The following is a 14,175-nucleotide window of genomic DNA, read 5'->3' on the forward strand; positions in this document are numbered from 1 at the left end:
ATTTTAATCTTTATCCTGTCCCATTTTACGGACTCTTCTTGGATCTTCCGGTTTTTTTGCATCTTTAGGCACGAGCCATGTATTGGCAGCAAAAACTGCGCCTTCAATCCTACCTTCTCTGCACAATGTCGTAACTCGACGACGTGAAATATCCCAGATTTTTGCAATTTCCGATGTAGATACATACTCCATATCAAATCCTCCATAAAAAGTCGAAAAACTGGCTCTTTTATTATATTCCTTGCGAGGAATAGTTTCAATCGAACCCATAGTTTCTAATCAATAAAAAACCCGCCCCAGAGTGTCAATCAACAGAATCATTTTTCTGCTTTTGACACCCTAGGACGGGTTCGTTTATTTATAGCCAAGGCCACTTAAGGTTAAGTGCCCTTCATATTCACTTTTATAATTCGTATCGTAGCAATTTTAAAAATTGTAAACTAGTTGTAAATTCATTTCTTTATTCCATCAAATGCTTGAAAATAAAGGATTTCTAGCTATTGGTTAATACCATGCCGTGACAAACGAAGAGAATTTTTATCATAAGCTATGACTGAAAGTGAGGCTGGCAATCTCTTGCCAGCCTTATTGTATCAATCACACTTCCCGTATCTCGAACATCCATTGCATACCGGCCGCATACCACAATTTCGACATCTGTCTCCATAATACGCCTCGTACATTTAGCCATCCTTAAGTCCGCATCTTTAAAATGATTACCCGGATTAATCTCATAGGCTGTTTCGATGCCCTTTTTCCTAAAATGTTCTACTATACTAATGGTATTTTCTTCTACGGATTTAAGAAATGGATTTTTAGTTTTTGATTCTTTATCGCCTATTGATTACTTCAATTCCATCTTTCCCAAAAAGTCCTCTATGATCGCATCGGTAGCCATCTGCTTTTTCTCATCAGTACTGTAATTTGAACATATTTTTACAACAAAGATTCCGTCATCTCTCGGAACAAAGTAGTTCACATAGACCATATCATCATCTTCATAAGGCCCCTCACTCATAAGTACTGTGCACCCTTCGATATCCTTAAATGTCACATCCTCTGTCCTTTCGAGCTTTACATCTTCATCAATCAGATTAGAACGGAGATCCTTGATGACGCTGTCCATATCGGAACCTTCTTTTCTATATATTTCGATCAGGAATTCATTCCAGTCATCACTGTCAACATTACCGAAGGCATCTGTATCTTCCGTCTCAAAGGCGCAGATTTTTCTCATATCAAACTGAGTGGTATAGGCGAAATTACCTACGTAATCAACTATCTGATCTTCCTCTCTTGTAGGAGGTGCATTCAGAACAGGAACAGGCGCCCATCCAAACTCCTGATACTGCGTGATATACAACCCGTTTGTATTGATATAATTTGCCAATGACTCAGCAAGATACTTATCACGGTCATCGCAGGCTTTCAGATATGCATCCTTCAACCCCTCTTTCCCGAAAAGCTTATCAAGAGAAGCATCAAATCCAGATCCGTCCTCAAGGAAATCAAAGTCACTAACGATAGGACTACCGCCTGTTGTATCAAGATGCGCCACGCCACCGAAGGAACCTCCGCCTTCCTCGATAAGAGAAGTCTTCATCAGTTGATACTTATAAATCATGTATTCGCCCCAAAGCTTCACATCCTTTGGATCACTGTCATCCATCTTAAGGACGATTGGCACGCAAATATTGAGATCCGCCGCTTCATCTCCAAAACTGTTTTCTACAAGGAAATGACAAACACTGTCTGCATACTCAGCCCAGTCTTCCGTTCCATAGTAATGATATTCCGGCAGCGGTAACCTCGGATAATCTACCTCATCCACCGAAGTATCTTTTGATTCCGCCTCAGACTCCTGAGGATCCTCTTTACTCTCTTCTATGGTCTGTTTGCTTTCCTCCACCGTTGATTCTGCTTCCGGGCTTGTTTCAATCTCAGGAACCGGATCATTTGAAGAATTTCCGCAACCGATCATCCCAAAAGCCAAAATGCAGGCTGCTGCCATAAGTATCAATTTCTTTTTCATTTACGACTTCCTCCCTCATTGATAGATTTATCACTTTGCCCACTAATCAATTCCAAACTTCAATATCGGATGTTTATCCTGATCGATAAGTGCATATACGGAAAATACTACTGAACCAACCAAAGCCATGATCAGATCATCCATAGTATCGATAAGTCCGATGTCGATATATCCCGGTAGAATCTGACCTCCCACCGTAACTTCACCTATATTTTCTATGGATTCTATAGCTCCCGTATTTCCCGCAAGAAGATATGAATCTATCCGGGAAACAAACACATCTTTCTGCATATCGAGAAGCCATACTTTATCAACCATATACTCTGTTATTTCCCAAAGAACCGCGATGAAAATCGAAAGGGAAATTGCAAAAACAATATTTCTGATTCGCGCTTTTTTACTCCCCTCATCTCCGATGGACAGATAATAGTATCCAAACAGTGTAAACAGAAATCCTTCGGTACAATGCATCATATTATCCCACCAGGGAAAACGCATATATAATCCGAAGCAATAACCCATGGCATGTCCCAATGTGTAGAACACAGAAAAAACATACACAGTCCATGGGATAGTCATATTAAAAAGAAGTTCCATTCCTATGGGAATCATGACCAAAAACAGAGTAATGCCCACTCTTAATGCATTTCCCGTATCATTTCCAAGAGTCAGATAATATATAATCAAAAACGACAAAACCGCCTCAATAAAAAGCAGAAATATAGTTTTACCTCTTCTCTTTTTCAGCCTTTGAGACAATGTATTCCTCATTTGTTTTTCCATGAACATTACATATTCCACCATAAACACCCCTGATATAAAGCCGGAATCCCTTCGTATTCCTTTAAATCCTGCCCCACAGCTCCTTCAGTTTAATGTCATATGCAGACATGCTGATAAATACTCATACCTTCAAGTCTTCGAAACTTCAGGCCAGCCCCACGGCTCTCGGTAAAAATCCCAAACAGAAATGAAGCGCCCATACTCCCCAGATATTCTTATCTCTTTCATACAGAATTCCTGTAAGCATGCACAGAACCCCGGCAGCCGATAAATAGTACAACGGAAAATGCATGTGATAGATGCAAAACAATAATCCGATATAAATCAGTGTACTCCACTTTTTTCCTCCCATGGCCTGTTTTACATTATCCTGCCACAGCGGCTTTATCAAAAGCTCCTGCCACAATGCACTTAACGGATAAAACCACCTGAAATTGATATTCAGATAAAGAGCAAACAGTGGTCGTGCCGAAAAAACGGGATCTGTTGAATTCTTATAAAGTCTGTAACCAAACAAAACTGCGGCATATATAAGTATTATCGTCACCGCTTCCATCATCTCACGTTTGAAATTACAGTCCTTTGAGATTCTGAAACACGAAAAAGAAAAAGACAGTTTACCGCATAAAACCAGAATCACCGCTATCACGGATATGATGACCATAAATATTTTGATAAGTAAATTCTCACTTCCCGGTATCGTATATCCGGGCAGAATCTTTTCGCAGATCTTATTCGTAACAATAAGTATAAGAATACTTACGAGACTTAATGCAAAAACAGATCTGCTCTTGTTCTCTAATTTTTCCAATTATGTCTTCCTTTATAATCCCCAGTTTCAGGTAACTCACACCTGCTCAGTCGTGGTATTATGATAGTTTTAGTCTTTGAAATCCTGCCAGGAAAACGCTTTAATGAACATTTCCCTAATGATTTTTCTTTTTACTGAAAATCCATGATATACATATCCCAATCATAAACCACCCGGCAAGCACCAGTATGGAACCTAAGAAAAATCTCTTTTCAAATATGGCATTGTACAACCAGTGTCCCGGGATGATCACGGATGTTATGTCCCATAGCCTTGCCCAATCAGGCAGTTCGCACAGAAGCCCCGAGAAAAGTGAAACAACCATGGTGCTGACGGGAGAAATTAAAACAAGATTTGAAAATTTTCCGGATATGCAACAAATTATCAAGGCTATAGCTGCCGATGAGCATATATAAATTCCAAAAGAAATAAAAACATTGACCGGGTCAGGGTGACCGCTTGTTATAATGACCGGAATAAATCCCAAAAATGATATAACAATTCCGGGAAGGGACTGAAAAATAAAGAGTGATGCGATATTACCTCCTTGCCCTGAAACTCTTCTCAAAAGTCCGGTACTTGAATAATTGCACATCCATGTACCGCTTATACAAAGATAAAACATGGACAAAACCGCATACCACCGTATGCCGAAATAGTTTTCTTCCTCTTCTGTTTTCTCTTCCTTACCCATAACGCTCTCTACATCGAGGAGAGACTCTCTGTTCCAGACATCCTTTATCTGTTCTCTGAATTCCGTAAGATCATCCTGCCCGACACCATCAATTTCTCCTATCCTCTTTTCAACAAGCTTTTCCGACCAGACTTTAATGACATCATTTATCACCATTTCGGTAAATGTTGTCATATCATATGAATCCGCCATAACTGTAATGTGAACCAGCGATTCATATTCACCTCTCCCGATTTTTTCCGAAAAATCAGGAACAATTTCAATTATACCCTGAGCTTTATTGCCGGCAACTTCTTTTATAGCTTCGTCATAAGTTGTTACATTATATTTAAAAGTTTCTTCTAAAGAGAGAATCTCTATGAGACGACTGCCAAGCATACCTTTATCTTCGTTAACGATTTCTATGATGATGCCCCTGGCATTTTCGTTACCACTGTATTTTGAAATATATATGGAAACCGCCACAGCTATGATGATCACAGCCAATGAAGAAAAATCCATAAGCAGTGCCCTTGCTCTGCCCTTAAGCAATGCATAATAATTCATAGGGCACTCCTTTTCATGTATAGAACAAATCCGGCAACAGAGAAAATCACAAATGCCGAAAACAAAACAAACATATCAAATGCATAACGTTCAACCAGAAGGTTAAACATACCATTGGAAAAGATACTCACACTTGCTCTGAATGGAGAAATCCTCATCAGGAAAGCTATTGCTTCCGGAAGCTCTGTCTTATCGGATAAAAATGCCACCCCCGCTATGGATGCAGTTCCGAAATACAGTCCGGCCCAAAGCGCAGACTGTCCGCGTTTAAACATTGAACCTGTCAGAACTCCCAAAGCTGAAAACACCAGAGAAGTTAGTATAATTCCCGGAATAACAGACAAGGCAAAATCAAGCTGTATCTGTCTTAATAGGCGCGCAACCGGAAACATTATCAGAAATGAAGACAGTATCAGAATCGCTCCCGAAATAATTCTGGCCATAAAGTACCAAAAAAGCCTTCTCTTCGGAATACTTCTCTTATTAAAGATTTCCGATAAATCGAGACTGGTGAGGTAAATGATGGGAAATGAAGACATATATGCACATGTGGCAAAAAGAAGCGCAATGGCAAATCTGAAATGATAATCGGCTCCAAAAAGAAAAATACCGTTTTTACCTATGACTCTGCCTCTGTGAATGAAAACATTCTGTAAATCTATAACTCCCTCATCCCAGATTCTGAATATCTCTTCCTCACTTAATCCCAGTTTCTCTGCAATGCCTACAGCGATATTCACAAGCCGTATCCCCTGACCGAAAACCGATAAGCTGCTTTTTATTCCTGTATAAAAAGTCAGGGCATCAAATGCACGGGAAGGTGAATAATAAAACTCCATAACCGCTCTTTTCCCGCTCATGGAATCTGTATAGGTGTCGGGAGGGATATACATAAACACGGCAACTTTTCCCTCGTCCACCATACGTTCTCCCGTTTCTTTCTCCTTTACGGGATAAACAGCCACATTTCCCTTCTTAACCTCATAGTTGACGATTATATTCATCAACTGCTCAACGCTTTCGCTGTTATCTTCATTCAGAATCGCACCGGAAAAGAAAACTCCGTTTCCCTGAGTAAGCACAGGAGCCAGAAATAATGCAAACATCAGAATGACGGGGATGGGTGAAAGCATAGCCAGATAGGCCGTTTTTCCACGACCGAACAGTCTTTTGATATCATAAAGTATGAACATGAAAGGATTCATTCGATATGTCCCCTTTCAATTCTCAATGAACGATCCGTAAGCGGTAAAAGAATCGTAGGATTATGCTCTGTTATGATCATTGCGCATCCCTTGTCTTTTTCTTTTCTTAAAAGATGTTCGATGCATTCTCCACCGTGAGCATCTATTCCCGCAAGAGGCTCATCCAGTAACAGATAATCATATTTTCCCATCAACGCAACCGCCAGATTAACTCTTCTTCTCTGTCCGCCGGAAAGTCTGTCAACACGTTTACTTTTGAAATCCCCCATTTCAAGTTCATTAACAAGATATTCGGCACGTTCTATATTTTCTTTTCCTTTAAGAGATGACCATGCATATAGATTTTCCATAACGGTCAACTCCTCAAAAAGAACGATTTCCTGAGGCACATAAGCAACCTTTTCCTTAGCCTGTCTGCCTTTGAGTCCGTCCACAGTCACTTCCCCGGAATCCGGTTTGAGAACCATGGCAAGCATAGAGAGAAGTGTGCTCTTACCGCTTCCATTGGATCCAAGTAATGCTATTATCTCTCCTTTTTCGAGGGATAATGACGCATCATCCACTGCCGTATACCTGCCATATCTTTTTACGAGACCTTTTGCTTCAATCATATATGATACCTGTTATCTGTTTGATGTCGCGACATATACACGTGCCAATGTTCCCACTTCGTATCATTATCAAGTATAAAATCTGATATCGGACTGCTTCACGAAGGACTAATACCACACTTCAGACCCTTGAGCCTGACACAAAGCACCAGTTACTTACTGTTCAAAACGAGACGCATTATCTGTTTCTGACCATCAGTGAAATAATATATCCCAGACGCACAACAGAATTACTGTTTCCCATGTTTGCAAAACCTGAACCGGTTTTACCTTTATCTCCCAGCATTTTGGCATGAATGGTTTCTTTCAGCATATCGAGATCACTTCCGCAATCAATACCCGATTCTGAAAGAAATACAGGTGCATTGATCTTGTCTTCCTGAAGTTTTCCTCTCTCATAGTTTGTAGTTATTTTTGCATACCCTTCCTTGGTTTGTAATTCAGTCACAAATTGACCTTTTCCATCAGTTATTACCTGACTGATGGAACCTGTGAAACTGTCTTCCTCAAGATGGATCTTTCCGGTCTTTTTCCCTGTTTTAATTGTAAAGCTTCCGCTAAGATCACGATCCAGACCGTTTATTTTTCCGGTTTCATCAACAACAATTGAAAATTCACCGAAATTTATTTTGTTTAAAACTTCATATCCCGAATCAATGGAATAAACTCCATCCTCATAATAAAAGCCTTTTCCCTTCTCAGACGGAACATCTAGAATAGTCTGCTTTTCCTTACCGTTACTATAACCGCTTAAATTGATACTATACGACTCCGAATCTTTTGTATAACTTATAACAACTCCTACAGGACTGTTCTTGTAGGAATACGTAGTTGCTGTCAGACTAATGCTGTCATCCGTTTCATTTTCTCCGAAAACATCATTCATATCAATATCATCACCGTTAGAAATACCGACAGTAATGAGTTTTGTCATCCCCTCCATAAGGTCTATAGCTTCCTGTCCCGATACAGTAACGCTCACTGTATCACATTTCTGTGTCTTCCCGAAAACAGTATAGTCTTCCCTGGATTTTTCGAATTCTTCTTTTTCTATTCCTGCAAGTGAAACCTCAAGAAAATCTTCCAACTGCCTGTCCCAGTCGACTTCATTTTCCGAAGACATTCCCTTCAACATAAGCGTATATCTGTCGATTGCCTGATAAGCTCCCAGTGACTTTGCAGCGCTTTCATCCAACTCGTATCTGACCATAGGAGAAGTTGTATTTGCGGGAGAATAAATAAACTCATTTCCATTGTAGTATACTCCCCCGGTTCCAAGGGATGTATCTCCCATATTTACGGATAATGTATATGCGGAATCTCCGCTTCCCGAATCATAACTGTATGACTGCTCCAGAGAATATTCCTGATCTTTACCGGAAGCATCCGATTCTATAGTGGTGATCTTGGTTGTAGTATGTGAATCTCTTGTGTCATCCATTCCGAGATGTACCATTGCTTCAATTGGTTTTGATCCGAAATCTGTAAACTCTTCACTGAAATTTCTGGTAACCGAAACCGTATTTTCTGCAAACAATGTCTTCGAATCTTTAAACATCCCGGGCAGTAACCTGATTGCGAAAAATGCACCTGCGCCCAAAACAGCAAGCACAGCAATAGCCGCTCCGACTACCACTATGGGGGAGCCTTTCTTTTTCGGCAGAACATTACCGTACTGCATCTGTGATTGACCGTACATATTGGGCTGACCGTATGTATTCGGCTGCCCCGCCATATTGGGCTGGCCGTATGCATTCGGCTGCCCCGCCATATTGGGCTGACCGTATGTATTCGGCTGCCCCGGCATATTAGGCTGGCCGTATGTATTCGACTGCCCCGCCATATTAGGCTGGCCGTATGTATTCGACTGCCCCGCCATATTAGGCTGGCCGTATGCATTCGACTGCCCCGCCATATTGGGCTGGCCGTATGCATTGGGCTGACCTTGCATATTGGGCTGGCCGTATGCATTGGGCTGACCTTGCATATTCGACTGACCGTATGCACTGGATTGACTCGATATATCCTCCTGATTCTGAGTCTGCTGAGCATTTTCTGTGTTTTGCTCCTGCATCAGAGTATGAATAGGAAAACCGCATTTACGACAAAACTTCTTACTACTGTCAACAACAGTGCCGCATTTTGGACAAGTAATCTGCATAATATCCTCCTTTAAAAAGCCGTCTTCCTTTTACATCTGATACAGACGTCTATCTAAACAGCTCAATTTTATGTAATTAAACCGTACAATCACCCGTGTCTATTTTTTATGTCGTCAACAGTCTAATCTTTTATTAATTTCTCCCGCTTACATTGCCACTGCCACCGCCAGCGTCACATTTCCGTAAATCTGTTTATGCACTAAAACCTTTTCCCGACCGTTTCTTGACGCAGCATAGGCTGCTGCCCTTTCACAAACATTGGAAACACCGGTAACACTCTGAACGAATGCACTTGCCGCAAAGTCACCTATAACCGAACTAAGCTCCTCAGGGGTATAAGTGATGAAAGGTATTTCTCTCTTATAACTGAAAGTCAGTATGCCCTGTTCATTCTTTTTTATGTCAATGCTTACAAGCGCCGCCACCGATGACGAATCGATACCGGAAGACTTAAGGCAGTTATCATAAGCCTTCATCACATCCTCTTCCGAAACACCCTTTCTTGCTCCTATTCCGACGTATACCCGCTTCGCCGCAAGTCTGAGTCCGATGGCATCGAAAGGTCTGATAACCGGCTCCTCATATTGAAGATATTTAGTACGGTAACTGATGACTATATCAGCCCTATCGATTTCTTTCGATGAAAGCATTTCGGCTTCCACGATTCCCGGTCTCTTCACCAGATTTTCCATGCCGATATCACTGTATATCCGCAATTTCTCGCCTCTCAGCACTTTCGCCGCAACTTCCTTTGCCTTTCCGAAATCAGAAATGATAAAGCCATTTTCCTTTGCAAAAACATCTACAGAAAAGGCACCCTCTATATCAGAAGCTGTGGTGATCACAGGCTGTGCCTTTATAAGTTCTGAAATGAAAGCAGTAAATTCATTGGCACCCCCAATATGACCGCTGAGAAGTGATATGACAAAGTGGCCGGCTTCATCAATGACAAGCACTGCCGGATCCTCTGACTTATGAATAAGAAACGGTGCTATGGCGCGAACTGCTATGCCGGTTGAACCTATGAAAATGATAACCGAAGCCTTATCACCGGTTTGATCTTTCGACTTATCCCTATCATTTTCATCATTACATACGCTTTCACCCGAATCTGTCACAGACACACCGAACCATGATGCCACCATACTTCCAAGCTCCCGTTGGTCAGAAATATCAGGAAGCGCCTTTGTTTTGGCATGAAGGCATATCTCTGTCTTTCCATCATACGCCCCGTCATTCCCGGCATTCCACCTTCCGCTTCTTTTGAAAAGTCCCTGACCTTCCTTCTCCGCATACAGCCATCTGCTTTTCAACTCTTCCGAAAGCCGATATCCCTTTTCGGTAAATGCTATGACCTGAACTTTCAAATGCCTCTCCTTTCCGATGCTCCTTAGCCTGTTTATAAATACAACTGTCATCGTAATTTATCATCTTACCGGGTACTTCTCTGATAAGCACCTATGCTTTTAATGGCTACACCAACTGTACAAATCCCGCGCATTGTTTCATTACCCGCATAAGATGCTACGATTCCTTTCCTCTATAACATGTAACAAAATTACGGTCATATAGTTTTGAGTATTCATATACTGTCTTATCGTCAATCGCCCGTCCAATGATAATCAGCGCCTGCTTCATATTTCCGTCAGCTCTTCTGGCTTCATCTCTCTGAAATGCCTTTGGAATCTCATCCAATGTTGTCCATACCACTTCTTCATCGGGCCATGTGGCTCTGAATACCACTGCCGCCGGAGTGTCTTCAGCATAACCACCGGCTATCAGTTCATCACGGACTTTCTCTGATAATGTCGCCGAAAGAAACAGTACCATAGTTGCCTGATGAGCCGCCAAAGACCTGAGTTTTTCCTTCTCCGGAACCAAAGTTCTCCCCTCAGCTCTTGTGATGATGACAGTCTGGGTCACTCCCGGGAGTGTGTATTCCTTTCTAAGAGCCGCTGCCGCACCTGAAAATGAACTGACTCCGGGACAAATGTCATATTCGATTCCTTTCTCCCTAAGCCAGTCCATCTGCTCACGGATTGCACCATACAACGACGGGTCTCCTGTATGAAGTCTCACGACGTTCTTCCCTGCATTCTCCGCATCAAGAAAAACCTTCAGAACTTCCTGAAGATTCATATCCTTTGAGTCATATATCTCTGCATCACTTCTACAATTCTTCAAGAGTTCTGCATTAACCAGAGAACCCGCAAAAATCACGATATCCGCTTCCTTAAGAAGCCTCAAACCCTTTACTGTTATCAACTCCGGATCTCCCGGACCCGCACCTACAAAATGAACCATTTTTTCCCTTATATTAAATAACATTAGTGTCAAAAGCCGACACAGATTCCCGGAACAATTTAGGTAAATGCTGATTATAGTGTTTCCTCAGTAACCATAAAATCAGTGTTTGAAAGAATCGATACAGAGATTAATTCCTTCAAACTCTTCCCCCATCGAACCTCTTCATCACCCTGCCAGCTTCTCCACATTTGCCCACTATCCCGAATCTCTCGGAATAGACTATGACTCCAAAACGCATTTTATCCTTTATTCTATGCTCCATATGAAACGCAATTTCTTTCATGATGGAAGTCATGACTTCATTTCTCAGCCCCATTCCTTCAAGAAGCGTAAGCATTTCTTCCGTGGTGGCTGCCTCTTTTATAGCTCTTACCTGTTCTATGGAACCACCGCATATTGCAAGGTGTGCTGCAAATATCTCCCACCTGCCGTCTGCAACCTTACTGTGGGTATTCATAATTCCCGCTGCAAGCTTAACAAGCTTTCCTATATTTCCAAGAAGAAGAAAACTTCCGCACCCATAGGAAATCGCAAGATCTATAGCCTCTCCAATGTAGTTGGAAACCATGACAACCTGCTCTGTATCAATTCCAAGCTTCTCAGCATAACGCTTTCCATAATTTCCCGGAACCGCGATTATACCTGATGTTTTGTCCTGAACATCTTCATTTCCACAGACTTCACTGTTCCCATTATCCTCCATATTTCCATATGCAGAAATATCTGATATCTCTATCCTGCAGTTCTTTTCTGTTTCATCTTCTGATTTTATTCCGGATCTCTGATAAAACATTTTCTGCCGAATCTCAGTCTCAATGGTGGCCACTATGGAGGCTTCCGACATCGGCTCCACTATGCCCGTGGTTCCAAGAATAGATATTCCTCCCTCGATTCCAAGCATCGGGTTAAATGTTTTCTTCGCAAGTTCCACCCCATCCGGCACTGAAACGGTAATGAGAAATACCTCTGAACCATCTCTTTTATCATGAGATTCAGATTTACAGTCAGATTCTGATCCATTATCTGCTGCTTTGAATGTCTCCTCCGGCTTTTTATCCCGGACACCACCTGCTGCATTTGAGAAATCTGAAGTCGTAAGATTATACGGTAGCTGAAATTCAGTTACACCGACGCTTTCAGTGTCATCAGCTATCATTTCAAGTATGTCCATTGCCGCCCTGAATATCATCATTCTGGGAACGGGATTTATAGCACTTTCACCGGTTTCCTGTTGAAGCCCCTGCTTTGTAACCGTCCCAACGCCTCTTCCCCCGATAAGGAAAAGCCTTGGATTTTCCGCACATTTAAATGCCTTCGCCGGAACTTCCTCAAGGAAAATTTCTTTAATTTCCACATGTATCTCTGTTCCATTTGTGACATCCGGATCGTCACCTGCATCCTTGATGGTATAAAACGCTGAACTTTTATGTGCTTTTACATTTGAATTATCAAACGGATTTTCTTCAATCTCATAGTGCTCACAGCAGGATCTTTTACATGTCTCATCATGCTCAGCAGAACTGCTTTCACCGAAAGCCGCATTTATCTTATCTATGTTTGCAGAGTCCAATGAAGTATCATCGATATCTGATGCAATATGTACCTCCAGAGAGACTCTCTCCCCGCCCGGCAGCACGATACTTACTTCTTTTGAAACATGACCCGTCAAAAGCATTTCCATAGCCGCCTTTGTACACGCGGCAGCACAGGTTCCGGTAGTAAGTCCACACCTCATTTTCTTCTGATTTTTAAATACATAATTATCTTTAAACATTTTTTTATAACTCACTGATACTGCGACTTTTGACCCTTGCATCATAACATTTTTACGGTATCAGAAATCGAACTCTCTCAGCTCTGCATTCTTTACACCGAAAGCCGCAAATTCCTCATTGGTCATATTTTCAAAATAAGACATTATAAATCTCGCGATCCCGTTATGAGCCACCAGAAGGTAAACCTTATCCGGCTCCTTCTTTATATCATCGAGAAGGTTGTAAATTCTCTGAGCCACACGGAACATTGACTCACCACCCTCATAACTGTCGATGAAGTTCTGCTTTGCAAGCTTGAAATCAGCTCCATCCCTTGGAGTAGACTCCCACTTTCCGAAATTCTGTTCAATGAGACGCTGCTCAACTCTTACCGGGATTCCGGTGATTTTCGATATTTCCAGCGCTGTATCATGCGCTCTTGAAAGAGGTGACGTCAGAATCTCATCAACATGGACTTCTCCCGCATCTATCTTTTTCTTAAGTTCCATGGCAGTCTCTCTCGCCTGCTCATGTCCTTTCTCAGTCAGCGGACTGTCAGTTGCTCCGCAGATCTTGTTTTCAACATTCCATACAGTCTGTCCATGACGGACAAAATAAAACTTTCCCATATCATTTCACCCTTCTCTTCAATCATTCATGTATATTCCAGGCTATCTTCCGGAATCACAGACCGGATAAATCCTGCCTCATTGCTCATTCCGGACAGATAACCACTTTAATCAACATTTCCCTAAAGTTAATTCCAAAATCAGACATCATATTTCTTTCCGTCCAGCATCGCTTCAATCAGATTATCTTCCGCATCATAGATCAGTTTCAGAGAGAAGAAATCATCTCTTTCCAAAAGAAGCTTCAGAAATATTCTGTCTCCCGGCCATACATTGAGCTTCGGAACATCCGATTTCAAAACCCACTTTAACTCACCTTCATTACACTCTATCTGCTCTCCTGTAAATCCGTCAGCCGTAAAGAGATGCATGTACTCCGACTCAGCTCTGCCTGAAATAAATGTAACTATCCCTCTGTATCTCCAGGATGTTAATGTATAGCCCGTTTCTTCTTTAACCTCCCGAAGCAGACATTCTTCAGGACTTTCATCCTTTTCAAACTTGCCGCCAACCCCTATCCATTTAGCATGATTCAGGTCATTCTGCTTCTTTGTCCGGTGAAGCATCAGATATTCATTTTCTTTCTCAATATAGCAAAGCGTTGTTAAAATCGCCATTTTCTCCCTTTCCCTATGTTCATC

13 protein-coding genes are annotated in these 14,175 nt (G+C 41.7%); all 13 read right to left on the minus strand.

The features are described from left to right. Positions 1–3: 3 nt before the first annotated feature. Complete coding sequence (locus tag BM294_RS13420) at positions 4–192, minus strand: MerR family transcriptional regulator (RefSeq protein WP_091209311.1); 189 nt, start codon at positions 190–192, stop codon at positions 4–6. Between the two features lie 652 nt (positions 193–844). Next, on the minus strand, positions 845–2,032 hold the full coding sequence (locus BM294_RS13425) for a hypothetical protein (RefSeq protein ID WP_091209313.1): 1,188 nt from the start codon (positions 2,030–2,032) through the stop codon (positions 845–847). A 42-nt stretch (positions 2,033–2,074) separates the two neighbouring features. Continuing rightward, positions 2,075–2,836: a DUF2238 domain-containing protein gene (locus BM294_RS13430; RefSeq protein WP_091209315.1), complete on the minus strand. Its 762-nt coding sequence runs from the start codon at positions 2,834–2,836 to the stop codon at positions 2,075–2,077. A 124-nt stretch (positions 2,837–2,960) separates the two neighbouring features. Continuing rightward, a complete protein-coding gene (locus BM294_RS13435) occupies positions 2,961–3,626 on the minus strand; it encodes a CPBP family intramembrane glutamic endopeptidase (protein ID WP_091209317.1) in 666 nt (221 codons plus the stop codon). A gap of 115 nt (positions 3,627–3,741) precedes the next feature. Beyond that, positions 3,742–4,866 (minus strand): ABC transporter permease, encoded by a 1,125-nt coding sequence (locus BM294_RS13440; RefSeq protein ID WP_091209319.1) that lies wholly within the window; start codon positions 4,864–4,866, stop codon positions 3,742–3,744. Then, positions 4,863–6,071, minus strand: coding sequence for an ABC transporter permease (locus BM294_RS13445; protein ID WP_091209321.1), 1,209 nt, complete (start codon positions 6,069–6,071; stop codon positions 4,863–4,865). The genes BM294_RS13440 and BM294_RS13445 overlap by 4 nt, the downstream gene beginning before the upstream one ends. Beyond that, on the minus strand, positions 6,068–6,682 hold the full coding sequence (locus BM294_RS13450) for an ABC transporter ATP-binding protein (RefSeq protein WP_091209323.1): 615 nt from the start codon (positions 6,680–6,682) through the stop codon (positions 6,068–6,070). Before BM294_RS13450 ends, BM294_RS13445 begins: the two co-directional genes overlap by 4 nt. Positions 6,683–6,860: 178 nt before the next feature. Continuing rightward, entirely contained in the window at positions 6,861–8,843 is a 1,983-nt protein-coding gene (locus BM294_RS13455; RefSeq protein ID WP_091209325.1) for a zinc ribbon domain-containing protein, read from the minus strand. 147 nt (positions 8,844–8,990) lie between these two features. Then, positions 8,991–10,211 carry a cobalt-precorrin 5A hydrolase gene (locus BM294_RS13460; protein WP_175494690.1) on the minus strand — a complete coding sequence of 407 codons (1,221 nt, stop codon included), beginning with the start codon at positions 10,209–10,211 and terminating at the stop codon, positions 8,991–8,993. Between the two features lie 157 nt (positions 10,212–10,368). After that, on the minus strand, positions 10,369–11,148 hold the full coding sequence (cobM, locus tag BM294_RS13465) for a precorrin-4 C(11)-methyltransferase (protein WP_091209329.1): 780 nt from the start codon (positions 11,146–11,148) through the stop codon (positions 10,369–10,371). 139 nt (positions 11,149–11,287) lie between these two features. Next, on the minus strand, positions 11,288–12,925 hold the full coding sequence (locus tag BM294_RS13470) for a cobalt-precorrin-5B (C(1))-methyltransferase (RefSeq protein WP_175494691.1): 1,638 nt from the start codon (positions 12,923–12,925) through the stop codon (positions 11,288–11,290). Positions 12,926–12,985: 60 nt separating this feature from the next. Then, the gene (locus BM294_RS13475) at positions 12,986–13,534 is read right to left on the minus strand and encodes a histidine phosphatase family protein (RefSeq protein ID WP_091209334.1); all 549 of its coding nucleotides are present in this window, start codon (positions 13,532–13,534) and stop codon (positions 12,986–12,988) included. 140 nt (positions 13,535–13,674) lie between these two features. After that, positions 13,675–14,151 carry an NUDIX hydrolase gene (locus BM294_RS13480; RefSeq protein WP_091209335.1) on the minus strand — a complete coding sequence of 159 codons (477 nt, stop codon included), beginning with the start codon at positions 14,149–14,151 and terminating at the stop codon, positions 13,675–13,677. Positions 14,152–14,175 lie beyond the last annotated feature (24 nt).

Origin of the sequence: Oribacterium sp. WCC10, assembly GCF_900113415.1 — a bacterium.
Taxonomy (GTDB): domain Bacteria; phylum Bacillota; class Clostridia; order Lachnospirales; family Lachnospiraceae; genus Oribacterium.

Excerpts from the sequence above, each read along its gene's own strand:
- BM294_RS13420 (WP_091209311.1), bottom strand. The coding sequence starts at position 192 with ATGGAGTATGTATCTACATCGGAAATTGCAAAAATCTGGGATATTTCA.
- BM294_RS13425 (WP_091209313.1), bottom strand. The coding sequence starts at position 2,032 with ATGAAAAAGAAATTGATACTTATGGCAGCAGCCTGCATTTTGGCTTTT.
- BM294_RS13430 (WP_091209315.1), bottom strand. The coding sequence starts at position 2,836 with ATGGTGGAATATGTAATGTTCATGGAAAAACAAATGAGGAATACATTG.
- BM294_RS13440 (WP_091209319.1), bottom strand. The coding sequence starts at position 4,866 with ATGAATTATTATGCATTGCTTAAGGGCAGAGCAAGGGCACTGCTTATG.
- BM294_RS13445 (WP_091209321.1), bottom strand. The coding sequence starts at position 6,071 with ATGAATCCTTTCATGTTCATACTTTATGATATCAAAAGACTGTTCGGT.
- BM294_RS13450 (WP_091209323.1), bottom strand. The coding sequence starts at position 6,682 with ATGATTGAAGCAAAAGGTCTCGTAAAAAGATATGGCAGGTATACGGCA.
- BM294_RS13455 (WP_091209325.1), bottom strand. The coding sequence starts at position 8,843 with ATGCAGATTACTTGTCCAAAATGCGGCACTGTTGTTGACAGTAGTAAG.
- cobM (WP_091209329.1), bottom strand. The coding sequence starts at position 11,148 with ATGGTTCATTTTGTAGGTGCGGGTCCGGGAGATCCGGAGTTGATAACA.
- BM294_RS13470 (WP_175494691.1), bottom strand. The coding sequence starts at position 12,925 with ATGTTTAAAGATAATTATGTATTTAAAAATCAGAAGAAAATGAGGTGT.
- BM294_RS13475 (WP_091209334.1), bottom strand. The coding sequence starts at position 13,534 with ATGGGAAAGTTTTATTTTGTCCGTCATGGACAGACTGTATGGAATGTT.
- BM294_RS13480 (WP_091209335.1), bottom strand. The coding sequence starts at position 14,151 with ATGGCGATTTTAACAACGCTTTGCTATATTGAGAAAGAAAATGAATAT.